This is a genomic window from Novosphingobium sp. B1 (assembly GCF_900176395.1).
In the GTDB taxonomy this organism is placed as follows: Bacteria; Pseudomonadota; Alphaproteobacteria; order Sphingomonadales; family Sphingomonadaceae; genus Novosphingobium.
In genome coordinates, this window is the sequence record NZ_FWXL01000004.1 from 56,207 (window position 1) to 82,485 (window position 26,279).

The 26,279-nt window shown below is 64.8% G+C and carries 22 protein-coding genes and 1 tRNA gene; 12 read left to right on the plus strand and 11 right to left on the minus strand.

Annotated features, from left to right (window positions below):
• Positions 1–9: 9 nt before the first annotated feature.
• A complete protein-coding gene (locus tag B9A23_RS08265; RefSeq protein ID WP_084278407.1) occupies positions 10–1,716 on the minus strand; it encodes a class I adenylate-forming enzyme family protein in 1,707 nt (568 codons plus the stop codon).
• A 157-nt stretch (positions 1,717–1,873) separates the two neighbouring features.
• Here B9A23_RS08265 and lgt point away from each other — a divergent pair, with 157 nt between their 5' ends.
• The 7 genes from lgt to B9A23_RS08300 all read left to right on the plus strand — a co-directional run bounded on the left by lgt (position 1,874) and on the right by B9A23_RS08300 (position 8,130).
• Entirely contained in the window at positions 1,874–2,773 is a 900-nt protein-coding gene (lgt, locus tag B9A23_RS08270; RefSeq protein WP_084278408.1) for a prolipoprotein diacylglyceryl transferase, read from the plus strand.
• A complete protein-coding gene (locus B9A23_RS08275; protein WP_084278409.1) occupies positions 2,770–3,825 on the plus strand; it encodes a class I SAM-dependent methyltransferase in 1,056 nt (351 codons plus the stop codon). Before lgt ends, B9A23_RS08275 begins: the two co-directional genes overlap by 4 nt.
• 286 nt (positions 3,826–4,111) lie before the next feature.
• Entirely contained in the window at positions 4,112–4,675 is a 564-nt protein-coding gene (petA, locus tag B9A23_RS08280; RefSeq protein ID WP_084278410.1) for a ubiquinol-cytochrome c reductase iron-sulfur subunit, read from the plus strand.
• A gap of 11 nt (positions 4,676–4,686) precedes the next feature.
• The gene (locus B9A23_RS08285) at positions 4,687–5,976 is read left to right on the plus strand and encodes a cytochrome b (RefSeq protein WP_084278411.1); all 1,290 of its coding nucleotides are present in this window, start codon (positions 4,687–4,689) and stop codon (positions 5,974–5,976) included.
• A gap of 31 nt (positions 5,977–6,007) precedes the next feature.
• Positions 6,008–6,829: a cytochrome c1 gene (locus B9A23_RS08290; protein ID WP_084278412.1), complete on the plus strand. Its 822-nt coding sequence runs from the start codon at positions 6,008–6,010 to the stop codon at positions 6,827–6,829.
• Positions 6,830–6,915: 86 nt separating this feature from the next.
• The gene (locus tag B9A23_RS08295) at positions 6,916–7,452 is read left to right on the plus strand and encodes an adenine phosphoribosyltransferase (protein ID WP_084278413.1); all 537 of its coding nucleotides are present in this window, start codon (positions 6,916–6,918) and stop codon (positions 7,450–7,452) included.
• Between the two features lie 6 nt (positions 7,453–7,458).
• The gene (locus B9A23_RS08300) at positions 7,459–8,130 is read left to right on the plus strand and encodes a phytanoyl-CoA dioxygenase family protein (RefSeq protein WP_084278414.1); all 672 of its coding nucleotides are present in this window, start codon (positions 7,459–7,461) and stop codon (positions 8,128–8,130) included.
• A gap of 25 nt (positions 8,131–8,155) precedes the next feature.
• Here B9A23_RS08300 and B9A23_RS08305 read toward each other — a convergent pair whose 3' ends face one another.
• The 3 genes from B9A23_RS08305 to B9A23_RS08315 form a co-directional block, all read right to left on the minus strand.
• Positions 8,156–10,276 carry an acetate--CoA ligase family protein gene (locus tag B9A23_RS08305; protein ID WP_084278415.1) on the minus strand — a complete coding sequence of 707 codons (2,121 nt, stop codon included), beginning with the start codon at positions 10,274–10,276 and terminating at the stop codon, positions 8,156–8,158.
• A gap of 66 nt (positions 10,277–10,342) precedes the next feature.
• Positions 10,343–11,287 carry a fumarylacetoacetate hydrolase family protein gene (locus B9A23_RS08310; protein ID WP_084278416.1) on the minus strand — a complete coding sequence of 315 codons (945 nt, stop codon included), beginning with the start codon at positions 11,285–11,287 and terminating at the stop codon, positions 10,343–10,345.
• Between the two features lie 106 nt (positions 11,288–11,393).
• Positions 11,394–11,684, minus strand: a complete 291-nt coding sequence (locus B9A23_RS08315) for a DUF2218 domain-containing protein (protein ID WP_084278417.1) — start codon at positions 11,682–11,684, stop codon at positions 11,394–11,396.
• A gap of 163 nt (positions 11,685–11,847) precedes the next feature.
• Here B9A23_RS08315 and B9A23_RS08320 point away from each other — a divergent pair.
• A tRNA-Gly gene (locus B9A23_RS08320) sits at positions 11,848–11,921 on the plus strand.
• 29 nt (positions 11,922–11,950) lie between these two features.
• On the opposite strand, the gene B9A23_RS08325 is transcribed toward B9A23_RS08320, so the two are convergent.
• From B9A23_RS08325 to mutM, 3 genes are all read right to left on the minus strand, one after another.
• The gene (locus B9A23_RS08325) at positions 11,951–16,411 is read right to left on the minus strand and encodes a hypothetical protein (protein ID WP_084278418.1); all 4,461 of its coding nucleotides are present in this window, start codon (positions 16,409–16,411) and stop codon (positions 11,951–11,953) included.
• 16 nt (positions 16,412–16,427) lie between these two features.
• A complete protein-coding gene (locus B9A23_RS08330; protein ID WP_084278419.1) occupies positions 16,428–17,717 on the minus strand; it encodes a tetratricopeptide repeat protein in 1,290 nt (429 codons plus the stop codon).
• A gap of 112 nt (positions 17,718–17,829) precedes the next feature.
• Positions 17,830–18,642, minus strand: a complete 813-nt coding sequence (mutM, locus tag B9A23_RS08335) for a bifunctional DNA-formamidopyrimidine glycosylase/DNA-(apurinic or apyrimidinic site) lyase (protein WP_084278420.1) — start codon at positions 18,640–18,642, stop codon at positions 17,830–17,832.
• A 60-nt stretch (positions 18,643–18,702) separates the two neighbouring features.
• On the opposite strand from mutM, the gene B9A23_RS08340 reads away from it, so the two are divergent.
• From B9A23_RS08340 to B9A23_RS08350, 3 genes are read left to right on the plus strand one after another with little or no spacing between them, the layout of a single operon-like run.
• Entirely contained in the window at positions 18,703–19,452 is a 750-nt protein-coding gene (locus B9A23_RS08340) for a class I SAM-dependent methyltransferase (protein ID WP_084278421.1), read from the plus strand.
• A 4-nt stretch (positions 19,453–19,456) separates the two neighbouring features.
• Positions 19,457–21,016, plus strand: coding sequence for a 2-polyprenylphenol 6-hydroxylase (gene ubiB, locus B9A23_RS08345; RefSeq protein ID WP_084278422.1), 1,560 nt, complete (start codon positions 19,457–19,459; stop codon positions 21,014–21,016).
• Positions 21,000–22,139, plus strand: coding sequence for an acyltransferase family protein (locus tag B9A23_RS08350; protein WP_254895050.1), 1,140 nt, complete (start codon positions 21,000–21,002; stop codon positions 22,137–22,139). Before ubiB ends, B9A23_RS08350 begins: the two co-directional genes overlap by 17 nt.
• 4 nt (positions 22,140–22,143) lie before the next feature.
• Here the strand turns inward: B9A23_RS08350 and B9A23_RS08355 are convergent, their stop codons facing one another.
• Genes B9A23_RS08355 through B9A23_RS08365 form a run of 3 tightly spaced genes read right to left on the minus strand, consistent with a single transcriptional unit; the run spans position 22,144 to position 24,598 of the window.
• Positions 22,144–22,476, minus strand: a complete 333-nt coding sequence (locus tag B9A23_RS08355) for a 2Fe-2S iron-sulfur cluster-binding protein (protein ID WP_084278423.1) — start codon at positions 22,474–22,476, stop codon at positions 22,144–22,146.
• Positions 22,477–22,478: 2 nt separating this feature from the next.
• The gene (locus tag B9A23_RS08360) at positions 22,479–23,561 is read right to left on the minus strand and encodes a cysteine desulfurase family protein (protein ID WP_084278424.1); all 1,083 of its coding nucleotides are present in this window, start codon (positions 23,559–23,561) and stop codon (positions 22,479–22,481) included.
• The gene (locus tag B9A23_RS08365) at positions 23,558–24,598 is read right to left on the minus strand and encodes a cysteine desulfurase family protein (RefSeq protein ID WP_084278425.1); all 1,041 of its coding nucleotides are present in this window, start codon (positions 24,596–24,598) and stop codon (positions 23,558–23,560) included. The genes B9A23_RS08360 and B9A23_RS08365 overlap by 4 nt, the downstream gene beginning before the upstream one ends.
• Before the next feature lie 128 nt (positions 24,599–24,726).
• Between B9A23_RS08365 and B9A23_RS08370 the strand changes: the two genes are divergently transcribed.
• On the plus strand, positions 24,727–25,383 hold the full coding sequence (locus B9A23_RS08370) for an alpha/beta hydrolase (RefSeq protein ID WP_084278426.1): 657 nt from the start codon (positions 24,727–24,729) through the stop codon (positions 25,381–25,383).
• 56 nt (positions 25,384–25,439) lie between these two features.
• Here B9A23_RS08370 and B9A23_RS08375 read toward each other — a convergent pair whose 3' ends face one another.
• Positions 25,440–26,276 (minus strand): SDR family oxidoreductase, encoded by an 837-nt coding sequence (locus tag B9A23_RS08375; RefSeq protein ID WP_084278427.1) that lies wholly within the window; start codon positions 26,274–26,276, stop codon positions 25,440–25,442.
• Between the last annotated feature and the right edge of the window lie 3 nt (positions 26,277–26,279).

The following is a 26,279-nucleotide window of genomic DNA, read 5'->3' on the forward strand; positions in this document are numbered from 1 at the left end:
TATCAGGGCCTATAAGGAGGCGAGCCACTCCTGCGTGTAACGTTCGCGCAGAGACCGCTTGTCGACCTTTTCGGTGCCAAGCCGGGGCAGCGCCTCGTGCACTTCCCAGAAGCGCACCGGCACCTTGAAGGGGGCGATGTGCTGCATCAGGAACTCGCGCAATTCCTCTTCCGTGGCCGAGCAGTCCTCCTTGGCCAGATAGACCGCAGCCGGAACCTCGCCCAGCTTCTCGTCAGGCAAGCCGAATACGCTGGCTTCGGCAATGCAGGGGTGGGCGTAGATCGCGCTTTCCACCTCAATGCACGAGATGTTCTCGCCGCCGCGGATTATGATGTCCTTCTTGCGGTCGACGATGAACAGGTAGCCCTCGGGATCAAGGTAGCCGAGGTCGCCGGTGCGGAAGTAGCCATCGGGCATGATCGCCTCGCGCGTGGCCTTCTCGTTGTCCCAATAGCCGAGGAAGTTGGCAATCGAGCGGATCGAGACTTCGCCCACCTGCCCTTGCGGCACCGGCTGGCCGGCATCGTCGAGGATGGCAAGATCGACCAGCGGGCGCGACGCCGTGCCGGTGCTTCCAGGCTTGGCGAGATAGTTCTCGTTGAGATTGCCGCAGCCGACGCCGTTGGTTTCGGTCAGGCCATAGCCGATCAGCGGGAATGCGTGCGGCAGGGCCTTGCGCAGGCGGTCGACATGCTCGATCGGGCGCGGCGCGCCACCGGCGGCGAAAGAGACGCAGGTCGACAGGTCGTACTGCTCGCGATCAGGATGGGTGGCGATCTCGAAGCTCATCAGCGGCACGCCGACGAAGTAGGTCACCTTCTCGCGCTCGATCAGCTTCATCGCCTCGAGCGCGTCCCACTTGGGCATGAGCACAAGCTTGCGGGCCAGCGCGAAGGACTGGAGGAAGACGGGCACCTCGCCCGTGACGTGGAACAGCGGCACGTTGACCAGCGTGACCGGCTGCGATCCCTCGGCCGGTCCCTCGCCCCGCGCCGTCAGGATGCCGAGCATCGCCGCCGACTGGCAGACATAGTTCATCGTGCCCTGCACCACGCCGCGATGGTCGGAGTAGGCACCCTTGGCCATGCCGGTGGACCCCGAGGTGAACAGGACGGTCGCCAGATCGTCGGGGGTCAGCTCGGGCAGGATCGTCTCCATCCCGCCACCATTGGCGAGCAGGGAAGCAAGGCCTTCCTCGTAAGGGCAATCGTGCCCGAGAAGCAGGACCTGCGCGCCATGATCGTGGCCCTGCAGTCGGGCCGCCCGCGCGCCGTCGGCAATCAGGTAGCGGCACTTCACCAGATCGATACCGTGAGCCAGTTCCTCACCCTGCCACCAGCCATTAAGCAGGGTGGCGCAGCCGCCGGCCATGAGCACGCCCATGTAGGCGATCACCCAGTTTGCCGAATTGCGCGCGGCAATGCCCACCCGCTCCCCCTTCTGGAGCTTCAGTCCTTCGACGAGCCCGCCCGCGACATGGCGCGCTGCCTTGTAGATTTCGGTGAAGGTCAGGTGGATATCGCCATCGACGATGAACGTCTTGTCGCCATGCGTGGCACAGAAGTAGGCGAAATAGGCCGGCAGATGCGGCGGAGCGGCGGCGATCATCGGCAATTCCCGGCCAAACCGCTCGATCGGAACCGTATGGAACATCGCCCCTTCGGCAGTGAGTGCGCCGAAGGCGCCGTCCATGGCAAGGTCCAGCTCGGTCTTCATGATACCCTTTCAAACTCTCCAACATCCGGAACGCATCTTGGCGTGCGCCTTTTCGGATTTGCCTGCAGCCTTTTCCCTGTGCCAATACGTACCCTCGAAGGGCACTTTCTCCAGCACGAAATCGGGTCCGTTCACGAAGTTCTAGGGAGTTCGTTTCTTGCTGTCACTACTGTCAACAGCAACCTCGCTTGCCGTAGCGTCGGCCTCCGCAGCGGGTGCTCATGCACCGATTCGCTGGGAGGATCTGGGCATCGGCCCGATCGCGCTCGACCTCGGCTTCTTTGCGCTCAAGTGGTATTCGCTCGCCTATCTCGCCGGCATCGTCCTGGGCTATGTGCATCTGTCGAAGATGATCAGGCAGCCCGGCGCACCCATGGCGCAGCGCCATGCCGACGACCTGTTCTTCTACGCAACGCTCGGCATCATCCTGGGCGGGCGCCTCGGCTATGCTATCTTCTACGCGCCCGAACTGCTCACTCATCCGCAAAACCTGATCAAGCTGTGGGAAGGCGGGATGAGCTTCCACGGAGGCTTGATGGGCACGGTGCTGGCAATCGCTTGGGTATCGTGGCGCGGGGGCCTGAACTTCGTCCGCATTTGCGACTACATCTCGGTCTGCGTGCCCTTCGGCCTGCTCTTTGGCCGCCTTGCCAACTTCATGAACGGAGAGCTGTGGGGCCGCGAAGCCGGACCAAACGTGCCGTGGGCAATGGTCTTCCCCGGTGGTGGCCCGGTGGCCCGCCATCCCAGCCAGCTCTACGAGGCCGGGCTTGAAGGCCTGCTCCTCGCGATCGTGCTGCTCGTGCTGTTCTGGAAGACCAGCGCGCGCTGGCGTCCCGGCCTGCTGGTCGGCACCTTCACGCTCGGATATGCGCTGTCGCGCTTCACGGTTGAATTCTTCCGCGAACCCGATGCCCAACTGCTCGATTTCGCGATGCGCACCGGCCTCTCGATGGGCCAGTGGCTGACCGTGCCGATGATGGCGGTCGGACTGTTCTTCCTGCTGCGCGGCGTCATGCGCAAGCCGCTCTCGACAGGCACGGCAGTCCCGGCGTGACCGCGCCACTGCTCGAAACCTTCCGCAGGCTGATCGCCAATACCGGGCCGATCAGCATTGCGCATTACATGGCCGAATCGAACGCGCGCTATTATTCGAGCCGCGACCCTTTCGGTTCGGCAGGCGATTTCATCACCGCGCCCGAAATCAGCCAGATGTTTGGTGAGCTGATCGGCCTGTGGATGGCCGACAGCTGGATCAGGGCAGGCCGGCCCGAGCCGGTTCATTACGTCGAACTCGGGCCGGGACGGGGCACGCTCGCCCGCGATGCACTCGGCGCCGCCCGTCGCTACGGGTTCATGCCGCGCACGCATTTCGTCGAGACCAGCACGGCGCTCAAGGCGATGCAGCTCGAACTGCATCCGCAAGCTATCTGGCACGCCGATCTCTCGACGATTCCCTCAGATGGGCCATTGCTGATCGTCGCCAACGAATTTCTAGATGCACTTCCGGTGCGCCAGCTCGTCAGGACCGAGCAGGGATGGCGAGAGCGGATGGTCGGGCTCGATCAGGGGCGGTTGCTGCCTGTTTCGGGCAGTGCTCCGATGGACTCCGCCGTCCCGCCGCATCATCGCGATGCCCCTCTCGGCACGATCATCGAGACTTCGCCCGCCTCTGCGGCGATCCTCTACGAAGTCTGCGGCCGATTGGCCGCGCAGGGCGGTGCGGCCCTGTTCATCGATTATGGCCACGATCACCCCCGCACCGGCTCCTCGCTCCAGGCCGTGCGGGAGCATCGCAAGGTCGATGTGTTCGCCGCGCCGGGCGAGGCAGATCTCACGGCACATGTCGACTTTTCGGCGCTGGCGCTGATCGCGCAGTCGAAGGGCGTTCGCTGGCAGGGAACGGTCGAGCAGGGACGCTGGCTACGCGCGCTTGGCATAGAGGCCCGCGCCGACGCGCTGGCGGCATTTTCGCCTGCCCACGCCGATGCCATCCACGTCGCGCGCGAGCGCTTGACCGGCGAGGGTCAGATGGGCGTCCTGTTCAAGGTAATGGGGTTGAGTGCCGGCAACTGGCCCGCCGGAGCAGGATTCGGGCCTGCAGCCTGAACTCTGCGCGTTGCCGGAAAGACATCCGGCCCGCACCGAAAGTCCGTGAAATACCTTTCCCGACGGGGTGGAATCCCACACCAAAATGCCTGTTGGCAAAGCCGTTGCTTTGCGTCTATCAGGCGCGCCAAGTGGGGGCCGGGGCCGCGTATGGCGCGTGCCCGGTTCCCTTGCGGCTTCGGCACCCATGTGGAGACCGCCACATGGATTTTCCAGAGCCGCAGCAAAGGGGCAAGTTGGACCGCGTGCGATCCGCGTGCGCGGCGGCAGCAGGCAGGGAATTTCAATGGCTGATGAGGCGAGCATCGACACTTCGGGCGTGACCGGAGAGGGCGTGCGCCGGCGCGATTTCATCAATATCGCGGCGGTGAGTTTTGCGGGTGTGGGCGGTGCTGCCGTTCTTCTCCCGCTGGTAAGTCAGATGGCGCCTTCGGCGGACGTTCTGGCGCAAAGCTCCACAGAGATCGACATTTCGGCGATCCAGCCGGGGCAGGCGATCAAGGCGGTGTTCCGCAAGCAGCCGGTTTTCATCCGCAACCTGACGCCGGAAGAAATCGCAGCGGCCGAAAAGGTCGACACTTCCTCGCTGCGCGACCCGCAGACGCTGGAAGAGCGCACGAAGGAAGGCAAGACCAACTGGCTTATCACCATGGGCGTCTGCACCCACCTCGGCTGCGTGCCGCTGGGCGCTGGCGAAGGTGAAGTGAAGGGCGAGTTCGGCGGCTATTTCTGCCCGTGCCACGGTTCGTCGTATGACACCGCCGCACGCATCCGCAAGGGCCCCGCACCGAAGAACCTCGAGGTGCCCGAATATGCATTCACTTCCGACACTGTCGTGAAGATCGGCTGAGGACAGGCAACATGAGCTTTCCCTGGGCAAACGAATACAAGCCGGCCAATGGCCTGACGCAGTGGCTTGACGAAAAGCTGCCGCTGCCCCGCTTCGTCTACAACGCAGTCGGCGCCGGATACCCGGTTCCGCGCAACCTGAACTACATGTGGAACTTCGGCGTTCTCGCCGGCTTCTGCCTCGTTCTTCAGATCGTAACCGGCGTCATCCTCGCGATGCACTACGCCGCCAACGCTGGCGTGGCCTTCGACAGCGTCGAGCACATCATGCGCGACGTGAACTGGGGCTGGATGCTGCGCTATGCGCACGCAAACGGCGCATCGGCGTTCTTCGTCGTCGTCTATCTCCATATCTTCCGCGGCTTCTTCTACTCCTCGTACAAGGCCCCGCGCGAGATGATCTGGCTGCTGGGCGTGGTCATCTTCCTGCTGATGATGGCAACGGCGTTCATGGGCTACGTGCTGCCCTGGGGCCAGATGTCGTTCTGGGGTGCCAAGGTCATCACCGGCCTGTTCGGCGCGATCCCGGTCGTCGGCGAACCGCTGCAGGTGTGGCTGCTCGGCGGCTATGCGCCCGACAACGCTGCGCTTAACCGCTTCTTCAGCTTGCACTTCCTGCTGCCCTTCGTGATCGCGGGTGTCATCATCCTGCACATCTGGGCGCTGCACATCCCCGGCTCGTCGAACCCGACCGGCGTTGAAGTGAAGCAGGAATCGGACACCGTTCCCTTCCACCCGTACTACACGGCGAAGGATGGCTTCGGCCTCGGCATCTTCCTGCTGATCTACTGCGCGGTGCTGTTCTTTGCGCCGAACATGCTCGGTCACCCGGACAACTACATCCCGGCGAACCCGCTTTCGACGCCTGCACACATCGTTCCGGAATGGTACTTCTGGCCATTCTACGCGATCCTGCGCGCCTTCACCTCGGACTTCTTCTTCATCCCGGCCAAGCTGATGGGCGTCCTTGCGATGTTCTCGGCGATCCTGGTGTGGTTCTTCCTGCCCTGGCTGGATACCTCGCCGGTGCGTTCGGGCCACTACCGTCCGCTGTTCCGCAAGTTCTTCTGGCTGCTGCTGATCGACGTTGCCGTGCTCGGCTACTGCGGTGGCGCTCCGGCTGCGGAACCCTTCGTGATGATCTCGCAGATCGCCTCGATGTACTACTTCCTGCACTTCCTCGTCATTCTCCCGATCGTCTCTTCGATCGAGAAGCCGGAACCGCTTCCGTTCTCGATCACCGAAGCGGTGCTCGGCAAGGATGAGAGCGCCGTGCTCAACGCCAACCCCGCTGCCGCGTGACAGCCACGAAGCGTTAGAGAAAGAGAACCCTATGGTCCGTCTTTTTGGCCCCCTCGTTGGCCTCTTCTTCGCGGTCGCGCTGCTTTGGTCGTTCGGCAACGGCGCCTACACCGCGATCACGGAACCCGCTGCTCCCACCGCAGAGCACGAGTTCCACCTCCACCCCAAGGAAGTGCACTTCGCTTCCGATGGCGCGTTCGGCAAGTTCGACAAGGCCCAGCTGCAGCGCGGCTTCCAGGTCTACAAGGAAGTCTGCTCGACCTGCCACTCGATGAAGCACGTCGCATTCCGTGACCTCGCTGCCCTCGGCTACTCGGAAGCCGAAGTGAAGGCGATCGCCAAGGAATGGGGCGCAAAGCAGCCGACCTTCGATCCGAAGACCGGCGAGCGCGCAGAGCGTGACAACATCCCGTCGGACTACTTCCCGACCGTGTACTATGCAGGCCAAGGCGTTCCGCCGGATCTCTCGCTGATCACCAAGGCCCGTCACGACGGTGGCGCCTATGTTCACTCGCTGCTGACCGGCTATCAGGAACAGCCCGCCGAGCTTCTCAAGAAGTTCCCGGACGCCAAGACCCCGGACGGCCTCTACTACAACCCGTACTTCGCGAACCTCAACCTCGCGATGCCCGCTCCGCTGACGGGTGAGGGTCAGGTGACCTATTCGGACGGCACCAAGGCTACGGTTGACCAGATGGCGACCGACGTCTCGGCGTTCCTGATCTGGACCGCAGAACCCAAGCTGGACAAGCGCAAGCAGACCGGTTGGGCAGTGCTCGGCTTCCTGCTGGTCGCCACGGTCCTTGCCTACCTCGCCAAGAAGAACGTCTGGGCTGACAAGAAGGGCGAATAAGTCCTTCCCGGCCAGACCGGCGAAACGAACAAAGGCCACCGGAAACGGTGGCCTTTTTCGTATCCGGCGATAGCATTGCCCAGGCAATGACACCCGATGATCTCAAAGCCCTCGTGCGGACCGTGCCGGACTTCCCTGCCCCCGGCATCCTGTTCCGCGATATCACAACGCTGATCTCGCACGGTGCCGGCTTCTCAGCCTGCATCGCTCATCTCGCAGACATGGCACGCGCCGCCGGTGCCCAGGCCATCGCCGGGATGGAAGCGCGCGGCTTCATCTTCGGCGCCGCCGTTGCTGCCCACATGGGGTTGGGCTTCGTGCCCGTGCGAAAGCCGGGCAAGCTACCGGTGAAGACCATCGGCATCGACTATGCGCTCGAATACGGGCGCGACCGACTGGAGATCGATCCTACCGCCATCGCCCAAGGCCAGCGCGTCGTCATCATCGACGACCTCATCGCCACCGGCGGCACCGCCCTCGCCGCGGCTGAACTTCTGCGCATGGCTGGCGCCAGCGTCACCCACGCCCTCTTCGTGATCGACCTACCCGACCTCCACGGTGCCGCCCGCCTGCGCGACGCCGGGCTGACGGTAGAAGCTCTGATGGATTTCCCGGGGCACTGAAGAACCGTGTTCAATCTCGAAGAACTGAGCCTGACAGGCGCAGTCAGACTTCCGCAACTGGCTTCGCCGCTGCTATCAGCGGCAGAAGCAGTTGTCCGCGATCTCCCGGCCGAGCGCGCCGGACTGCGACTTAACGGACAACCCGGCCTGCGACCGCTGCTTGACCGAGCGAACGCGATCGGACGAGCGGCATGCCGCGCGCTCGGTCCGGATGCCCAACCTGTGCGGGCGCTGTTCTTCGACAAGAGCGAACGGAACAATTGGGCCTTGGGCTGGCATCAAGACCGAACCATTTGCGTGGAGGAGAGAATTGAAACCCCTGGCTTCGGTCCTTGGACCAACAAACAGGGAATGCTCCACGTCGCCCCGCCTGAAAGCATATTGCAGGGCATGGTTACGCTGCGCATTCATCTGGATGCCGTGCCAGGAACAAACGCGCCATTGCTCGTGGCGTCCGGTTCACACCGCCTTGGTCGAATCCCCGAACCGCAAGTGCCTGCCATCGTCAAGCAGAGCAAAATCTTGACATGCCTGGCTGAGAGGGGAGACGTCTGGCTCTACTCCACGCTTGTTCTTCACGCTTCGGACGCTGCCAGCCAACCAACGCGCCGCCGGGTGCTTCAGGTCGATTACGCGGCCTTGGCGTTGCCCAACGGACTTGAGTGGGCCGGAGTCTGAGACTCCGGCGACCACCTCACGCCGCTCACTCCACCAGCATCAGTGCATCGAGCGCTACCACGCCTTCGCCCTTGGGGTGCAGGATCACCGGATTGAGATCGATCTCGCGGATCGAGGGTTCGGCGCGCAGCACCTGGCCCACCTTGACGATCAGCGCGGCCAAGGCTGGGACGTCGAGTTCGGGTGAGCCGCGGTAGCCGCTGAGCAGCGCCGCGCTCTTGAGCTTCATAAGCTCGGCCTCGACCGCTGCCTGCGTCAGATCGGCGGTCAACAGGCGAACGTCCTGCAGGATTTCCGCGGTCACGCCGCCAAAGCCCGCCAGCACGACCGGCCCCCATTCGGGATCGTTCTTCGCGCCGACGATCATTTCCATGCCGCGCTTGCCCATCGCTTCGATCAGCACGCCGTCCAGGCGGATCGACGCGGAATAGGCGGCGACATTGGCGTGGATGCGGTCCCATGCCTCGCGTACGGCCTGGCCGTCGGCAAGGTTCAGGATCACGCCACCGGCATCGCTCTTGTGCCCGAGCGCCGCGGCTTGTGCCTTCATCGCCACCGGAAAGCCGACCGCATCGGCGGCCGCGACTGCGGCTTCGGCGCTGTCGGCAAAGCCACCCTTGGGGAAGCTCACGCCGAGCGGCCCGAGCAGTTCCTTCGACTTGTATTCCGGGATCACGCCGTGAACGTCGGAAAGGCCGGGCAGTGGCGTTGGGGCAAGATCGTTGGCGGAAAGGTATTGGGCCGACCAGTGCGTCAGCCGCGCTACGGCGCGCAGGGCGCGTTCGGTTGTCGGAAACCACGGAATGCCAGCCGCCCGCAGCGCGGCGATGCGCTCGGCCGGAACGTCAGCCCCTTCGTCCAGCCCGGCGAAGATGACCGGCTTGGTCAGCGTCTTGCCTTCCACGGCGGCAAGGATCGGCGGGAACTTGATCTTGCAGGTGACCGGTTCGGCCTGGATGATCCCGGCGAAGACCGTGCCGACGCGCTCGTCTTCCAGCAGCGCCTCGACGCAGCGGGTATAGATCGCCGGCTCCGAAAGCCCCTGCGCAGTGATGTCGAGCGGATTCGATACCGGCACGAACGGCGGCAGCGCCTCGCGCAGAAGCGGTGAATCCTCATCGTGCAGATCGGCCAGCGGCAGGTCGAGCTCTTCCGCGAGATCGAGCGTCAGCGCCTTGAACGCGCCGGATTCACCCAGCACCGCCGTCTTGCCCGAAGGCAGCGCCGCACAGCGAACTGCGATCTCGGCAATGTCGCCCAGTTCTTCCAGCGTCTCGGCAAAGATCACCCCGGCGCGGGCCACCATCGCGCGCATCAGCTTGTAGTCGCCTGCCATGGCGCCGGTATGGGTTGCGGCCGATTCACGCGCCGCGCTCGATTTGCCGGGGTGCAGCAGGACCACGGGCTTGCCGGCAGCCTTCGCGCGCCGCGCGGCCGCGAGAAACGCCTGCGGCTTGCGGAACTGCTCGACGATCATGGCGATCACGTGCGTGTCGTCCTGATCGACCAGCCAGTCGACATAGTCCTCGACCCCGCTGGCTGCCTCGTTCCCGGTCGAGACCGAGTAGGACACACCTGCATCACGTGCGAGCAACATCGTGCCCAGCACGGCCGCCATCGCACCCGATTGCGAAACGATGCCAATGGCGCGCTTGCCCGCCGGGGGCACGGCGTTGGTCTCGACAAAGGTCAGCGGAATGCGATCGACGTAGTTGACGAGGCCGAGGCAGTTCGGCCCTTCGACCACCATGCCTGCCTCGTGCGCGATCCGGGCAATCTCGCGCTGTTCGGCAAGGCCCTCTTCGCCGCCTTCGGCAAAGCCTGCCGAGAAGATGACCACGCCGCCGCACTGGCGCGCCGCCAGCCCCTTGACCGCATCAAGCACGCCTGCGCGCGGAATCGCCAGCACGGCCACGTCCACGCCTTCGGGCAGTGCGTCGACGGACGGGTAGCAGCGCTTGCCCATGATCTCGTCGCGCTTGGGGTTCACCGGATAGACCGCACCCAGATATCCGTTGCGATCGAGATTGGTCAGCAGCGTGGCACCAAGTGCGCCCGGCTTGTCAGATGCGCCAACCACGGCGACGGACTTCGGGCGCAGGAAACGGTCAAGCGCAGCGTGAGACAGACTCGATTCAACGGCCATGGCATCCTCCGATTTCGCTATGCGCTATAACAATTATCGGAAGAACGGCAAGTGGGCGTGAAGAGATCAGGCCTGCACGACCCTTTGGTGCAGGGCCCCGAACGGCGCGCGCCCCTCGGCGTCGACCGCTTCCATCCTCACGGTGTCCCCGAAGGCCATGAATGCGGTCTTGGGTTCGCCCTCGTCCAGCACTTCGATCCCGCGCCGCTCGGCGATGCACGACGAGCCGATCTCGCGGAAGTTTTCGTTGGAGACCGTGCCCGATCCGATCACCGTGCCTGCGACAAGATCGCGCGTGCGCGCGGCGTGGGCGACGAGTTCGTGAAAGCCGAAGCCCATCGCGTGCCCATTGGCTGCGCCAAAGCGCTTGCCATTCCAGTCGACCAGCAGATCGAGGCAGACGCGACCATTCTTCCAGGCATCACCCAGTTCGTCGGGCGTCACCGCGAACGGAGCCATCGCACAGGCGGGCTTTGCCCCGACCCACCCGAACCCGGTCTTCATTTCGGGGCCAGCCAGCGTGCGCAGCGACCAGTCGTTGATCTGCACGACCAGGCGGATATGTTTCATCGCTTCTGCCGCAGACGTGCCCATCGGCACGGCATCGACGATCACGCCGAACTCGCCCTCGAAATCGATGCCGAGATCGGTCGACGGAAAGCGCGCTTCGGTCCCAGTGGCCATGAAGGTGTCCGACATGCCCTGGTACATCAGCGGCACGTTGGTCTTGGGCTTGGTGATGCCAAGCACTGCGTCCATCAGGTCGCCATGGCTCTGGAAGGCCGAGCCATCGAGCCACTGCCACGCGCGCGGCAGCGGCGCGAGCAGCGTTGCATCAGCAAGCGTTTCGGGAAACGCGGTGATGGCCTGCAAAGCCGGAGCAAGTGCACCCCACCCCTCGAGCAATTCCTGCAACGTCGCCACAGGCGCATAGCCGAAGGCATCGCCCTGCGGCGAGACGACGATCAGCCGCCCGTCACGAGTGCCATTGTCGATGGTGGCAAGGCGCATGTCATTCTCCCGGTGCTGTCCTGGGCAAACGCCTAGTCGGCCCAAGGCAGCACCGCAAAGGAATGCTATTTATTGCAACCTATTCACAAGATTGATGATGTGGGCGTCAAGCCAGTGGTTGCCAGTCGAAGGCGAGTTCGCCTTCCTTGTGGGCGAAGCGGTTGAGATGATCTGCAACGACCTGTTGCATGCGCGAAAGGTCACCGTCCCCCGTGATCGTGCAGGTCACTTCCAGCGCGGCATCGCTGGCCTTGAGATCAACCGGCCCGAACGGCAGCGCCACACGCCCCGCCTGCGGATCGAACGAAACCTCGAACTTATGGCCCCAGTGCTTGCAGAGCTGCTGCAGGTAACGGCTGGCATTTGCTGTCGGGACGATGGCGCGGCTGGAGGGCATTATGGACTCGCTTTCAAGACTTACTTTGATACCTCTAAGATATATCTTGAAAACACTTCGTCAAGCCCTTTGTCGATTCACGTCGCATCCAAGGTTGACGGGATCGCCAAGTCCGTGGCAAGCGCCGGTCGACCACGAGGCCGGATCCGGCCTGCTGGCCCGGGCGGGTATAGCTTAGTGGTAAAGCTCCAGCCTTCCAAGCTGGCTATGCGGGTTCGATTCCCGCTACCCGCTCCACCTTCTACCAGGACTGCTCGACTTCAGGCTCACGGTGTCGGCCTTGCGAAAATGGCCGTGCCGTTGACGGTGAAAAAGCTGTTCGAGGACAGATCGCTGATCTGATAGCCAAGCCCGACGTGGCTAGCACCTTCTCCATAGAGGCCGCCAACCACGCTCGCGGTGCAGGACGACAGGCAACTGCTTTTATTGAGCGGCGTGAGGCCGACCGAGGCCGAAGCAAAGCGCATGTTCGTGCCGACCTGCAGCCCGCCGTTCGATGGGTCTGCCGAACCTCCGGCCGTGGCGACGGTCCAGCCGCGCGCGCCAGCGTTCACGGCCAGGCTGAAGCCCACCTTGGCCTGCGTACCGAACTGGACCGCGAGCGTCCCGGACACCGTGCCGGAATTGCCATCGGCACCGTTGTAATTCGTCGGCGCGGTCGATCCCGCCAGGGCATAATCTATCTTGCCCGTGGCCGGCAGGTTCACCGCAGGCGTTCCGGTCACGATGTGGGTATTGGGGTTGAGGTTGGCATTGGTGCTGACGTTGTCCCAACGGCTCCACGCGATCGCATCGCCTGCCCGGCCATGCTCCTTGAGCACCGAGGGGCTTGCGTAGCTCGTTGTCGAATTGGCATTGAGCTTGACGCGGGTGATGGCACCGTCGCCGGCGATATCGACTTCCTGCGCGGAAAAGGCGCTTGTGCCGCCATCGGCCAATGACAGGGTGGTCGCGTTGGCAAGCGTCGTGACTGAAGGAGCGCTGGACAGCGTGCCCTGCTTGCCGAACAGCGCCGCTCCGACGATCGCATTCCCGCCAATGGTGGTGTAGCCGAAGCCGATCCGGTTTTCAGGCGTCGCTCCGCCAAAGCCGCCATAGAAATTGACCAGGCAGCCGGAAGTGACGCAGGCGGGTCCCGTCTGCGACAGCGTGGGCCGGATCACCACGAACACGGGATCGTTGCCGGCCTGTGCTGCCTGCAACGTGCCGTTGACGCCGCCTGGCGTTCCAAAGGTGTAGGTCGCGTCCGGCATGGTGATCGTGCCGCTCATGGCGTAAGTCAGCGCAGTGCCGAAACCGATCCGCAGGCTTGCCTCGAACGTCCCGGCCGCCGTGTGGGCATCGTTGTAGACCGGCTTCGTCGCCGCGATCAGATCGTAGGTGATCGATCCCGACAGCGGCAAGGCGCCGGTGATCGGAGCCATCAACACATAGGCGAGGCCTCCGTTGGCACCGTAGGTGGACTTCAGTCCGCCCAGCGTAAGGTCACCATCGAACAGGCGCCCGATCACCCCGGAGGTGTCACCGGCAAGATCGGTGAAACGGGCTGTACCCGGCGTGATAAGCGAGTTGCTGCTGAAGCGCCCATCGCTTTCGACCGAACTGCTCACGTTGTTGAAATAGCCGGATGCGCCTTGCGACGATACGTACATCGTATTGGCAGAGCCGCTGACAAATCCACCGGCATAGTTGCCCGAACCGATGCTTGCGCTGCCGGTGCCCGAAGTAGCACCAAGATAGGGCAGCGCCGTTCCGCCCTGGCCGAAGATGGCCACGCCATTGACCTGGCTGGCCTGCACCGTCCGGTCGGTCAGGCTGTAGGCAAACCCGGCATAGGCGGCGTTCTGGCCAAACAGATTGCCGTTGAGCGTGGTCGTGCAGGTCGAGACGCAGCCTCCGCCCGAGATCGCGCTTGTGGCAAGGTTCGTGGCGTTGCCGACAAAGCTGCGGTCTGCGGCGACGACAAGGCCGCCGTTCGTCGGATCGAGCGCGCCGCCTGCGGTTTGCACGTGCCAGGCGCGGTTGGCCGTGGCGACGTCCATCGCAAGGCCGACCCTGGGTGTCGTGCCGAAGCTGACGGCAAGGCTGCCGGTGAACGTCCCGGTCTGCCCTTCCGGTGCATTGTAGTCGGTCGGTGCGGTTCCCCCCACCAGCCGATAGTCGACCTTGCCGCTCGCCGGAATGGTGGTCGCAGGAGTGCCGACCAACAGGTGATTGTTGAAGTTCACCGCATTGTTTGCCGTGTCCGAGAGATAGCGTGTCCACGCCGCGTCATCGCCGAAACTGCCGTACTCCTTCACCACGTTCGCCGGATTGGCGGCATAGTTGAAGTCCAGCGCGCTGCCGTCCCGGGTAAAGCGCAAGCGGCTTATCTTCCCGTCGCTGGTGACGTCAGCCTCCACCGGCGAGGCGACCAGCGTTCCCTCGGCGCTGGTATTGTAGCCAACCCGCGTCGGTGCGGCAGTCGGCAGTCCGGAAAACTGATCCGGATTGCCGCCGCCTGCAAGGTAGACATAGAAGTTCTGGATGAAGGCCAGCGTCGTCCCGTCGAACAGCGCCGCCAGCACGCCGGCATCGGTCAGCGCCTTGAGGTAGGCGACGATCTGCTCCTGCGTCAGCAGCGTGTAGGCCGAAGGCTTTCCTCCTGCCGCGATGAAGGCATAGTAGGCTTCGAGCGCAGCCACGTAATCTGCATAGACCGGAAGTGCAGCGTAGCTGTCAGGCGTGCCGCCGCCGGCCAGGAACGCGTAGTAGGCCGTCACGAACTCGGCCTGCGCCCCCAGCAAGGTCACCAGCTTGCCACTGTCGATCAGCGCCTTGATGTACTGCTGCAGCAGGGCAAGATCAGCCCCGGTATAGGCGCTCGGCAAGCCGCCGGCCTGCAGGTAGGCGACATAGGCCGACAGCGCTTCGGCAAAGGCCTGATAGTTTGGCGGCGTCGGCAGGCCGGTGTACAGATCCGGGTTACCGCCGTTCGCCAGATAGGTGAAGAACGCCGAGTAGAAGCTGGCAAGCTGGCCGAGAAACGTCTCGTTCGCGCCGGCCGCCGAAAGCGCCGCCAGGTATTGCCGGATCTCGTCCTGCGTCAGCGCGGTATAGGCAGAAGGCAGGCCCCCATCCTGCAGGAACGCGTAATAGGCCTGCAGCGCCGTGGCATATCCGGCAAATACATTGACGGGCAGGCCTTGCCAGCCATCGATCGTCCCGCCCTGTTCGAGGTAGGCGAGATACTGGGCGTAGAACGTTGCCTGAGCGCCCAGCACCTGCTCGAACAGGCCGGTCGCCTGCAGGGTTTCGAGATATTGCCGCAGGGTCGCCGCATCGACAGCCGGGTAGGCGCTCGGCAATTGCCCGCTCTGGAGATAGGCGAAATAGGCGCTCAGCGCGACGCGGTACTGCTGGATGAAGGCCGTGCCGCCATTGGCAAGATAGGCTTGCAGCAGTGCACGGTCGCTCTCGGCCAGTCGTACCAGCAGCCCGGACTGGTTGAGGAAAATGATGTACGCGCTCAACGTGGCCTGGGTGGCGCCCTGAAACGCCAGCGGATCGCCGCCGCTGCGCAGATAGGCGAAGTAGGCGCTGGTCAGCGAGGTGTAGCGCGTCACGAACTGGTCGGCATTTCCGCCGCCAAGCACGAAGGCGAGATAGGCATCGACCAGCACGCGGTTCTGGCTCGATAGCGCAGCAAAGCCATCGGTGCGCGAGCGGTAGGAGATGAAGGCGTTGATATCTGCCAGCGAGGTCCCGCTGAACGAGGACGGCGCCGCGCCCGACCGGACGAGGTCAAGAAACTGCACCATCAGCCCGGCATAGACGGTGAGGAACTGGGCCTGCGACTGCCCGCTGGCGAGGAAGTTCAGATAGGCGCGGATCACGTCGGCCTGCGCCTGGCTGAACGGTTGGCCGCCATAGAGGCTTTCGAGCCGCGCAGCATAGGCGACGAGCGCTGCCAGATCGTTTGACGGAAACGTCTCGATGCTGGGGTTGGCAACTGCAGCCTCGATGCGCTGTCCGGACGAGACGATGTCGCCCGATGCTCCGGCGGCGGCGAGCGCTTCGCCAAGGACCACCGGCACGCCATTCTCGGCAGCGGCGACGGGGCCGCCCTCGCTGATGGCGGCAACTTGCGGTTCGGTGGCGGACGCCGGCGCCGGGATGGAAGCAGGCTTCTGCTCGGCCAGCTGCGCCTGGCGCTGCGGCGTCATCTGCGGCACCGTTGCGGGCGGTGCCGATGTGGCGAGGCGCGGATGGCCATTGGCGACTTCCCACGCCTGGCCCGCATTGAAGCGCTTGGTCTCGCGCCCGTTGGCGATGGTGGCAAGGCCGGTCAGCACACGCCCGGTCGCCCTGGTCCTGCCATTGGCATCGGTGCCGACCGAGAAGCTGCCCGAGGATCCCGCGCCGCTGATCTTGCCGCTGCCTTCGCCGCCAAGCCGGACCACCGTATCGCTCGTGCCCGCACCGGTGACGGTGACATTGCCCTTGAACAGATCGACCGTGCCATCAGGCCGAAGCTGGAACTCCGCACCTTCGACGAACGACAGCATCGCGCCGCTCGACAGGCGGATTTGCGTCACCCCCGAACCCTGGGTCACGCGCTCGCCACGCAGCGCCGAGGCGGCAAGATCGGCGTTGTCGGCAAAGACCACCTCCTGCGCCTGTGCGCGGGTGGCGAGCGCCAGCGAAGAAGCTCCGATCAGGAGGGCGGTGAGAGCGGAAGTCTTCATCTGTCTGTCTCCCGGATCAGAATTCGAAGCGTGCGCCGGCCTGCACGGTCCAGCGTTCGTGATCGTAAAGGGCAATGTTCGACCAGTTGCGCGACCACGTCGCCTTGGGCTGGAGGAACAGGCGCGGCAGGACGGCAATCTTCACCGCAGCGGTCAGGTCGATGCGTTCGTCGTGGCGCTTGCGCATGAACAGCAGGTCGGCGCGGTCATATCGGCGCAAGTCGAAAGCCACGCCGCCCACCACCGCAACTTTCGGCGCGATCTGCACTTCGGCCCCTGCACTCGCCCCGGCAAAGGTGTTGGATTCCGCGTCGCCTGCCTGGGCGCGCGTTTCCTCGTGCCCGCCGATCAGGTTGATCGAGAATTGCCGCGCAGCAAGGCCAAGGCCCACGGCGAAACGGTCTGCGTCGCGCAAGGGATCGCGATCATAGTCGAAGCGGGTGTACTGGACGGAGGCCGAGAGGGCTTTGCCCCCGTCCAGCATGTGCGTGTACTGGCCGATCGCACCAAAGGCTGTGCGGAAGCCGGCGTGGCCCAGCCAGTACTTCTGCACCTGCGCCGAAAGCGAGGCGACGTCGCGGTTGGCGAAAGTGTGGGCAAAGCCGGCCGTGCCGGTAAGGCTCGCCTGATCGAAAGCGGCGCTGTCGAGGTTGTCGCGGACGTTGCCCAGCAGCGAGCCGAACACCCGGTCCTGCCGCCCCACCGCGCTGACCGCGCTCACGCCGCCCGAGAGGTCGTAGTATTCGTCCTTCTGCGCCCGCGCATTGTTGCCCAGCGTGCCCGGCCCCAGCGCCGCAAAAAGCGGTATGGTGATCGAGGTCAGCTGCGTGGCCGAATTGATGTTGCTGTCATGCCCGAACGAGGCTTCGGCAAAGCCCGAGACGTCCGACCCGCCCCCCTTGATCTGCCTGTCGAACTGGCGGACGAAGCCGGTGAAGCGCTGCCGAACCGGATCCGGGATGGTCGGATCGTCCACCACCGTGGCGAACTGCGCGCGGGCCGTGTCGATGTCACCGGCCAAGGCATAGGCACGGGCAAGCTCGGCGCGGGCCGGGGCATTGTCGGGCTGGCGCGCCAGCACGCGCTGCAACGCCACGATAGCCTCGCCATAGTGTCCCGCATCGGATGCCGCCAAGCCCAGCGCATAGTCGAAGGCGGGATCGCCCGCCTTTTGCCGCTCCTGCGCAGCAAGCGCGGCATAGCGCCCCTCGGCCTCGGCGTTCTGACCGAAAGCCGGCGCGGGCAATGCGGCGGCCACGGAAACGGCGCAGGCCGCCGCTTGCAGAAAATGATGCTTGGTCGCCATCGTACCCCTCGCGACTGGATGATGGCATTCCAGCTATCGCGCGTGAGGTGTGATGTCCGATGACAATGCCTGTTACCGGCATGACGTTACCTGTTCCCAGGGCGCGCTGCGCCTATTTCTGGCACTTCGGGCAGAAGAAGCTTGACCGCCCGCCCTGCACGATACGCGCGACCGTACCCCCGCAGGCGCAAGGCTCGCCTTCACGCCCGTAGACCGCAAAATCCTTCGCGAAATAGCCGAGTTCGCCGTCGGGCCGGGCATAGTCGCGCAAGGTCGATCCGCCGGCCATGATCGATTCCTCCAGCACCGCCTTGATCGCCGGAACAAGCAGCTTGATCTCCGAGGGCTTGACCTTTCCGCCCTCGCGCGCCGGATGCACCCGCGCGCGGTAAAGCGCCTCGCACACGTAGATATTGCCAAGGCCGGCCACGATGCGCTGATCGAGCAGCAGGAGCTTGACCGCCGCGATCCGGTCCTTGAACGCCTTGGCCAGCAGCCCGGGCGTCAGGTCCGGTCCCAGCGGCTCCGGCCCGAGCGCGGCGAACGGCGGCCAGCTCTCCAGCTTGTCGCTATCGACAAGATCGACGGAACCGAACCGCCGCGCATCGTTTAGCGAAAGGACCCGACCTTCCCCGGTCTCCAGGACAAGGTGATCGTGCTTGCCGATGTCATCCGGATCGATTCGCCAGCGCCCCGACATGCCAAGGTGGAACACCATGGTCCGCTCGCGGTCGGTGTGGATCAGGCCGTACTTTGCCCGCCGCGAAAGCCCCGTTACGCGCGCGCCCGTCAGCGCCTGCGAGAGATCGACCGGAAACGGCCGCCGCAGATCGGCCCGGTTCACCCGAACGCTGCGGATGACCTGCCCCTCCAGCACGGTTGCAAGGCCGCGAACGGTCGTCTCTACTTCGGGTAGTTCTGGCATATCCTCTCCACCCCTAACAGTCTTTGCCGTCCGGGCAATTCCCCACTAAAGGGCCAAGGCATGACCGCATCTGAAACAGCCCAAGAGACAGCTTCGTTCGGCTACGAAGACATCCCGGCAGAAGAGAAGGAAGGCCGCGTCGGCGCGATCTTCTCCAACGTCGCGCGCAAGTACGACGTGATGAACGACGCCATGTCGGTCGGCATGCACCGGTTGTGGAAGGACAAGTTCGTCAAGCGGGTGCGCCCCCAGCCGGGCGAGGCGATTCTCGACATGGCCGGCGGCACCGGCGACATCGCCTTCCGCATGGCCAAGCATGGCGCGCAGATCACCGTGTCCGACATCAATCAGGACATGCTCGACGTCGGCGTCGAACGCGCCGCCAAGCGCGGCATCGAGGGCCTCGAATGGTCACGCCAGAACGCCGAGGAACTGACCTTCCCCGATCGCGTGTTCGACGCCTACACCATCGCTTTCGGCATCCGCAACGTGACGCACATCGACCGTGCCCTTGCCGAAGCCCACCGCGTGCTGAAGTTCGGCGGCCGGTTCTTCTGCCTCGAATTCTCGACCACCGAATGGCCGGGTTTCTCCGAGATCTACGACGCCTATTCACACAGGCTGGTGCCAAAGCTTGGCCAGATGATCGCGGGCGACGAGGAATCCTATCGCTATCTGATCGAATCGATCCGCCGCTTTCCGCCCATGCCCGAATTCGAGAAGATGATTCAGGCTGCCGGCTTCAAGCGCACCCGGGTCGAACCGATCCTTGGCGGCCTCGTCGCGATCCATTCGGGGTGGAAGGTCTGATCCTTTGACCCTTCCTGCCACGCATATCCGCCGTCTGCTCGGCTGGGGCCGCACGCTTGCCCGGCACGGTGCATTGCGCGGGATCGAAGCCGATCCCAACACGCCCTCTCCGGTCCGCACCCTGTGCAAGGTGGCGCGCTTTGGCACCGTCCAGCCGAAAACGCCGGATTATGCCGGCGCCTTCCGCGCGATCGGTCCGGCTGCGATCAAGCTCGGGCAGACGCTCGCCACCCGCCCCGATCTCGTGGGCGAGGAAGCCGCACACAACCTGCTCGCGCTGCAGGACCAGCTGCCTCCGGTCGACTTCGCGTTGATCCGCGCCGAGATAGAGCGCTCGTTCGAACGTCCGCTCGAGAGCCTGTTTGCCTCGTTCGATCCGGTGCCGGTGGGTGCGGCTTCCGTTGCCCAGGTTCACACCGCTGTGACCACCGAGGGCCGCAAGGTCGCGGTCAAGATCCTGCGCCCCGGCGTGCGTGAAAAGTTCGCGCGCGACATCGACACCTATGAATGGGCCGCCGCCCACCTCGAAGGCCTTGGCGCCGAGGCTTCGCGCCTGCGCCCGCGCATGGTCATCGCCAACTTCAAGCGCTGGACCGTGCGCGAACTCGATCTGCGCCGCGAAGCCGCCTCGGCTTCGGAACTGGCCGAAACGATGCGCGCCCACGCCGGCTACCGCGTACCGGCGATCGACTGGGACCGCACCAACGGCCGCGTGATGACGCTCGACTGGATCGACGGCGTCAAGATCAGCGACACCGCCGGGCTGGACGCAGCCGGCCACGATCGCAAGGACCTTGCCCAGCGCCTGGTTCTCGCCTTCCTCACCCAGGCGATCAACGGCGGATACTTCCACGCCGACATGCACCAGGGCAACCTGTTCGTCGAACCTGATGGCACCATCGTCGCCATCGATTTCGGCATCATGGGCCGGATCGATCGCCGCGCCCGCCAGTGGCTCGCCGAAATCCTCTATGGCCTCACCACAGGCAACTACCGCCGCGTCGCCGAGATCCACTTCGAGGCGCAATACGTGCCGAGCTATCACTCGGTCGACGAGTTCGCCACGGCCCTGCGCGCGGTGGGCGAGCCGATGCGCGGCAAGCCGGTTTCCGAACTCTCCGTCGGCCAGATGCTCGATGGCCTCTTCGCCATCACCCGCGATTTCGACATGCAGACCCAGCCGCACCTGCTGCTGCTGCAGAAGACCATGGTCATGGTCGAGGGCATCGCCACCCAGCTCGACCCCGAGATCAACATGTGGGAGACCTCGGCGCCGTTCGTCCGCGCCTGGGTGCGCGACGAGCTTGGCCCCGAAGCCGCGATTGCCGACCGCGTGCGCGAGGATACGCAGACTCTGCTGCGCATTCCCGACCTCATCCGCCGCATCGAGGACCGCTTCCCGCCCAAGGGCGGCGCGCCTGAAGCCCCGCCGCTGCCCAGGGTCGAACTGATGTGGCAGCGCAAGCGCCGCAGGCGCGGGCCGGGTCTTGCCGGGCAGATCCTCACTTTCCTCGCCGGCGGCGCCCTCGTCATCGGCACCCACGCCCTTGGCTGGTGGGGCTGAAAAGACCGCTCCCTTGCGCCACGACCTTTCGCAGCTGCGCTTGCCCAAGCGCCACTTCCACGCGCTTGACCTGTCGCGCCTGCTCGCGGCGATCATGGTGCTGTTCTGGCATTACCAGCACTTCTTCGTGCCGCCGGTGGAACGCCATTTCAACGTCAACCGCGCCATCCAGCCATGGTACGAAACGCTGGGCTGGCTCTACAACCACGGCCACACTGCCGTGCAGTATTTCTGGGCCGTCTCGGGCTTCGTCTTTGCCCACGTCTATCTCGCCGATGCCAACTACAAGGCGCGGTTCTGGCCGGCCCGCGTGGCGCGGCTGTGGCCGCTGCACCTGCTGACGCTGTGCCTGATGGCCATCCTGCAGGGCATCTACGTTGCCCGCACCGGCACCGAATTCATCTATCACGTCAATGATCTCAAGCACTTCCTGCTTTCGATCCCGCTGATGCAATACTGGGGCTGGCACGAGGACCAGAGCTTCAACGGCCCGTCATGGTCGCTCTCGACCGAGATCCTCGCCTATCTCGTCTTCTTTCTCGCGCTCCCTCTCCTGCGCCGCGCCCCGCTCGCACTGGCCCTGCCGCTCGGGGCCGCACTGCTGTGGGGAATGCTCAAGGAACTGCCCAACAAGGACGTGCTGGCCTGCGTCGGCTACTTCTTCCTCGGCTGCGCCACCTACGGCGCCACGCTCAAGGGCTGGCTGCGGCCTGCCACCCTGCTGCCGCTTGGCCTCGCGCTGCTGGCCAGCGCCTTCCTGCTCAAGGCCAATCACCCTGCTGGCGATGCCGCGACCATCGCCGGCACTTTCGCCGTCCTGTTCCTCGCCCTCGCGATCGATCTCAATGACGACAAGGGCCGCCTCAGCTTTGGCCAGAAGCTGGGCGATGCCTCCTATGGCATCTACCTGTGGCATATCCCGATCCAGTTGGCGCTCGTGCTGATCATCGATGCCACCATCGGCACGCGCAGCGTAGCGCGCGAACCGTGGTTCATGGCCAGCTACGTCGCGATGGCGATTGCTGCCGGGTTCATCAGTCACAGTCGCTTCGAGCGGCCTGCCCAGCGGGCGGTATTCGCGCTGTGGACGCGGTGGAAGCAGCGCGGCGAAAAGCCTGCCTGACGGTTCAGCGCCCCTGCATGTCCCGCGCTTCTGAGGGGATGTGCACGACCAGCCCGTCAAGCTCGTCGGTCAGTTCGATCTGGCAGGACAGACGGCTCGTCCGCGTCACGCCCGCTGCAAGGTCGAGCATGTCTTCCTCGTCCTCAACTGCTGGCGGCAGCTTTTCGAACCAGGCGGGATCGATCACCACATGGCAGGTCGAGCAGGCCATCTGGCCCTCGCAGGTCCCTTCCAGCGGCATGCCCTTGGCTTGCCCCAGTTCCAGCAGGCGCGTCCCCGCTTCGCCTTCTCCGGCGATCTTTTCACCCTTTGCGGTGACGAAGGTGACGCTGACCATGGTTACAAGACTCCCTGCGCGCGCGCCGCGGCGTTGATCGCCCCGGCCGCCTCTTCAAGCTCCTTATCCCCCGTATAGCGTCCGAAACCGATGCGGATCGCGGTTCTGCTATCCCTGTCCGAAAGTCCGAGCGCGCGCAAGACATGGCTTGGCCTGCCGGACCCGCTGGCACACGCAGATCCTGCAGAAAACGCGATCGTGCGGCATTCGGACAACAATCGCGCCACATCGAGCCCCGGCAGCCGCAAGTTGAGGTTGCCATGCCATCGCTGGGTCGCGCTGCCGTTGAGCGTCCAGCCTTCGAACAGCGCCAGCGCCTTGTCCCGCAGCTTTTCCACATGAACCCGGTCACTTTCCGACAGCCTTGTGCACAAGGCCGCCGCTGCGCCGAACCCTGCACAGAGCGCCGGCGAAAGCGTGCCGGAGCGCAAGCCGCCCTCCTGCCCGCCGCCGTGGATCAGCGGCGCAAGGTCCACCCCATCGCGCACCCATAGAGCGCCGATGCCCTTGGGTCCGTAAAGCTTGTGCGCGGATACTGCGATCAGGTCCGGCCCTTCCGGCGCGGCGATCTTGCCCGCCCCCTGCACCGCGTCGCACAGGAACAGCGCGCCCATGTCGTGCGCCCGCCGCGCTAGCGCTTCGACAGGCTGCACCGTGCCGATCTCGTTGTTGACCTGCATCACCGCGACAAGGCCGGTCCCCTCGGGTATCGCCACCTCCGGATCGACCAGTCCTGCGCCGTCGACCGGCAGAACCGATGCCTCAGGGTCGAGCGCCCGCGCCGTATCCAGCACGGCTGCATGTTCGATGGCGCTGACCGCCAGGCGCTTCCGGCCCGATCCCATGATCGCCAGGTTGATCGCCTCGGTTGCACCCGACGTGAACACAACACGCCCGCCGGGCGGCAGCAACGCCGCCACCTGTTCGCGCGCCACTTCGATTGCCGCCGCCGCCATGCGCCCGGCCCGATGCGGAGAATGGGGATTGGAAAAGCCCATCGCTTCCGGGCCCGCCAGCCAGGGCATCATCGCCTCGCGCGCTTCGGGGGCCAGCGGCGTGGTCGCCTGATAATCGAGGTAGATCACCCGCGGATCTCCTTCCACACGTCCACGAAGCGCGCGATCTCGGCCTCGGTCGTCTCGCGCCCGATGGAGACGCGGATCACCTCGGCAGGGTGCGCATAACCCATCGCCGTCAGCACGTGGCTTGCCTTCAGGGAGCCTGACGAGCAGGCGCTTCCTCCCGAAACGGCAATGCCCGCGCCGTCAAACCGGATCAGTTGCGCCGCGCTCGATTTGCCCGGCATGCGGTATGCTCCGACCGTGGGGCTGCGCGGCGATTCCGCAGCAAGGATTTCCGCCCCGTTTTCAAGAAGTTGATTCGCAAGTGATTCCCGCAAACCTGAAGCGCGCTTGAGCCATGCGTTTCCAGCCTCAAGCGCTGCCACCATGCCCATAACCAGCGGCAAGGCCTCAGTCCCGCCGCGATAGCCGCGTTCCTGCCCGCCGCTTGGCTCGAGCATTCCCCAATTGCGCACCAGCAAGGCGCCCACCCCCACCGGCCCGCCGAACTTGTGCGCCGAAATCACCACCATGTCCGCCTCCGGCAGGTCGAGCTTGCCCGCGCCTTGCGCCGCATCGCACAGCACAAGACCACCGCTGTCGCCCACCTGGGCCGTAATGCCGGAGATGTCCTGCACGACGCCCGTCTCGCTGTTGACCTGCTGCACGGCCACCAGCGTCCGCCCGCCGAGCGCCGTGGCCAAGGCCTCCCGGTCGAGCAGTCCGCCCGGATCGACCGGCACATGCGCAGCCCCACCGGCCGCGCGCAGCGCCGCGTCGTGCTCCACCGCCGAAACCAGCACGCGCTCAGCCCTGGCCCGGCCGATGCCGATCGCCAGCGCCTCGCTCGCTCCGCTGGTGAAGATCACCTCACCCTGCCAGCCCAGCACGGCCTTCACCCTCGCCCGGGCGTCCTCCAGCGCCGCCCTCGCAACCCGGCCTGCCGCATGCGGGCTCGAGGGATTTGCCCATATCCGGAAGCCCTCCTGCATCGCTGCCATCGCTTCGGGCAGCAGCGGCGTGGTGGCAGCGTGATCGAGATAGATCGAATCTTGTGGCAACGCGGATCCCGGCAAATGCGTGGAAAGATTGCTTTCGCAAGGCTGGTTTCTATATAGCGTTCAACCTAATTCCCAGCCCCGGCATTCCCATGCCACCCGGGCCAGACCACAGGATTACCGGACAGGCAATGCCCGCAGTCATCTTCCCCGGCCCCGAAGGCCGCCTCGAAGGCCGTTTCCAGCCCGCCACCCGCCCCCGTGCACCGGTTGCGATGATCCTCCACCCGCACCCGCAAGCGGGCGGCACGATGAACGACCGCATCACGCAGGCCCTCTACAAGACCTTCGTCGCGCGCGGCTTTGCCACGCTGCGCTTCAATTTCCGTGGCGTCGGCCGCAGCCAGGGTTCGTTCGACAATGGCATCGGCGAACTGTCCGATGCTGCCGCCGCGCTCGATTGGGTGCAGTCGATCCATCCCGAAGCGAGCACGACGTGGATCGCGGGCTATTCTTTCGGCGCCCTCATCGGCATGCAGTTGCTGATGCGCCGCCCGGAGATCCGTGGCTTCATTTCGGTCGCGCCGCCCGCCAACATGTATGATTTCAGCTTCCTTGCCCCGTGCCCCGCCTCGGGCATCATCGTGCAGGGCACGGCGGACACCGTCGTCACGCCCAACGCGGTGCAGAAGCTGGTAGACAAGCTGCGCACCCAGAAGCACATCACAATCCATCACGATGAAGTGCCGCGCGCCAACCACTTCTTCGAGAACGAGATGGACGACATGATGCGCGCGGTCGACAACTACCTCGACATGCGCCTGTCGCCTGATTGCCCGATCCGCTGATCGAGCCTCGGCCTGAAAGCGAAGCCCCCGCCCTCACCGGCGGGGGTTTTGCGTTCCTACAGGACGAAGTGATCTCCCGCCGCGCGCACGGTCACTTCCGCAATCGAAACGCCCCAAGGCTGGTCGATCGCGTGAATCACCGCATCGGCGATGTGCTCGGGCGCTAGGCTGGCATAATCCATCGCCTCGGGATCGAGACGCTCGGGCGGGAACGTCCCTTCCGCCATCTGGCCGACCATCTCCATGAAATCGGGCATGTTGTGCGCAACGATACCGATGCCCGCCGCCTGGTTGACGACAGTGCCGGACAGGCCGGTGCTGGGAACACCGGTCGGCTTGATCGTCGTGACCTTGATCCGGCCCCGGCTTTCCACCCGCAGCGATTCCGACAGAAAGTTCACCGCCGACTTCGAGGCGCCATAGACCGCCGCTCCGATCACCGGGAAATTGCCGTAGATCGAGGAGATGTTGACGATCTGCCCGCGCCCTGCCGCGATCATCGGGTCATAGGCGGCGACCATGCCGTTCAGCACGCCCTTGATGTTGATATCGATGCAGCGCTCCCACGCAGGATAGGCCGCCTCGTGATCGGAAAAGAATGCCAGCGGCATGATCCCCGCGTTGTTGACCATCACGTCGACCGCACCGAACGCATCGAGGGCAGCTTTGACCAAAGCCTTTACCTGCGCAAGATCGCGCACGTCGACCGCAACCGCCTGTGCCCTGCCTCCAGCCTCAACAATCTCATCGACCACCGCCTGCGCGGCGGAAACGTCGATATCTCCCAGTGTCACACTGGCACCGAGCGCCGCCGCCTTCCGTGCCACCAGACTTCCAAAGCCGCCGCCCGCGCCGGTGATGACGATCGATTTGCTCGCGACATGGCCAGACATATG

Coding starts and splice junctions, on each gene's coding strand:
- B9A23_RS08265 (WP_084278407.1), bottom strand. CDS start 1,716: ATGAAGACCGAGCTGGACCTTGCCATGGACGGCGCCTTCGGCGCACTC.
- petA (WP_084278410.1), top strand. CDS start 4,112: ATGGCTGATGAGGCGAGCATCGACACTTCGGGCGTGACCGGAGAGGGC.
- B9A23_RS08285 (WP_084278411.1), top strand. CDS start 4,687: ATGAGCTTTCCCTGGGCAAACGAATACAAGCCGGCCAATGGCCTGACG.
- B9A23_RS08290 (WP_084278412.1), top strand. CDS start 6,008: ATGGTCCGTCTTTTTGGCCCCCTCGTTGGCCTCTTCTTCGCGGTCGCG.
- B9A23_RS08295 (WP_084278413.1), top strand. CDS start 6,916: ATGACACCCGATGATCTCAAAGCCCTCGTGCGGACCGTGCCGGACTTC.
- B9A23_RS08305 (WP_084278415.1), bottom strand. CDS start 10,276: ATGGCCGTTGAATCGAGTCTGTCTCACGCTGCGCTTGACCGTTTCCTG.
- B9A23_RS08310 (WP_084278416.1), bottom strand. CDS start 11,287: ATGCGCCTTGCCACCATCGACAATGGCACTCGTGACGGGCGGCTGATC.
- B9A23_RS08315 (WP_084278417.1), bottom strand. CDS start 11,684: ATGCCCTCCAGCCGCGCCATCGTCCCGACAGCAAATGCCAGCCGTTAC.
- B9A23_RS08325 (WP_084278418.1), bottom strand. CDS start 16,411: ATGAAGACTTCCGCTCTCACCGCCCTCCTGATCGGAGCTTCTTCGCTG.
- B9A23_RS08330 (WP_084278419.1), bottom strand. CDS start 17,717: ATGGCGACCAAGCATCATTTTCTGCAAGCGGCGGCCTGCGCCGTTTCC.
- mutM (WP_084278420.1), bottom strand. CDS start 18,642: ATGCCAGAACTACCCGAAGTAGAGACGACCGTTCGCGGCCTTGCAACC.
- B9A23_RS08340 (WP_084278421.1), top strand. CDS start 18,703: ATGACCGCATCTGAAACAGCCCAAGAGACAGCTTCGTTCGGCTACGAA.
- B9A23_RS08355 (WP_084278423.1), bottom strand. CDS start 22,476: ATGGTCAGCGTCACCTTCGTCACCGCAAAGGGTGAAAAGATCGCCGGA.
- B9A23_RS08370 (WP_084278426.1), top strand. CDS start 24,727: ATGCCCGCAGTCATCTTCCCCGGCCCCGAAGGCCGCCTCGAAGGCCGT.
- B9A23_RS08375 (WP_084278427.1), bottom strand. CDS start 26,276: ATGTCTGGCCATGTCGCGAGCAAATCGATCGTCATCACCGGCGCGGGC.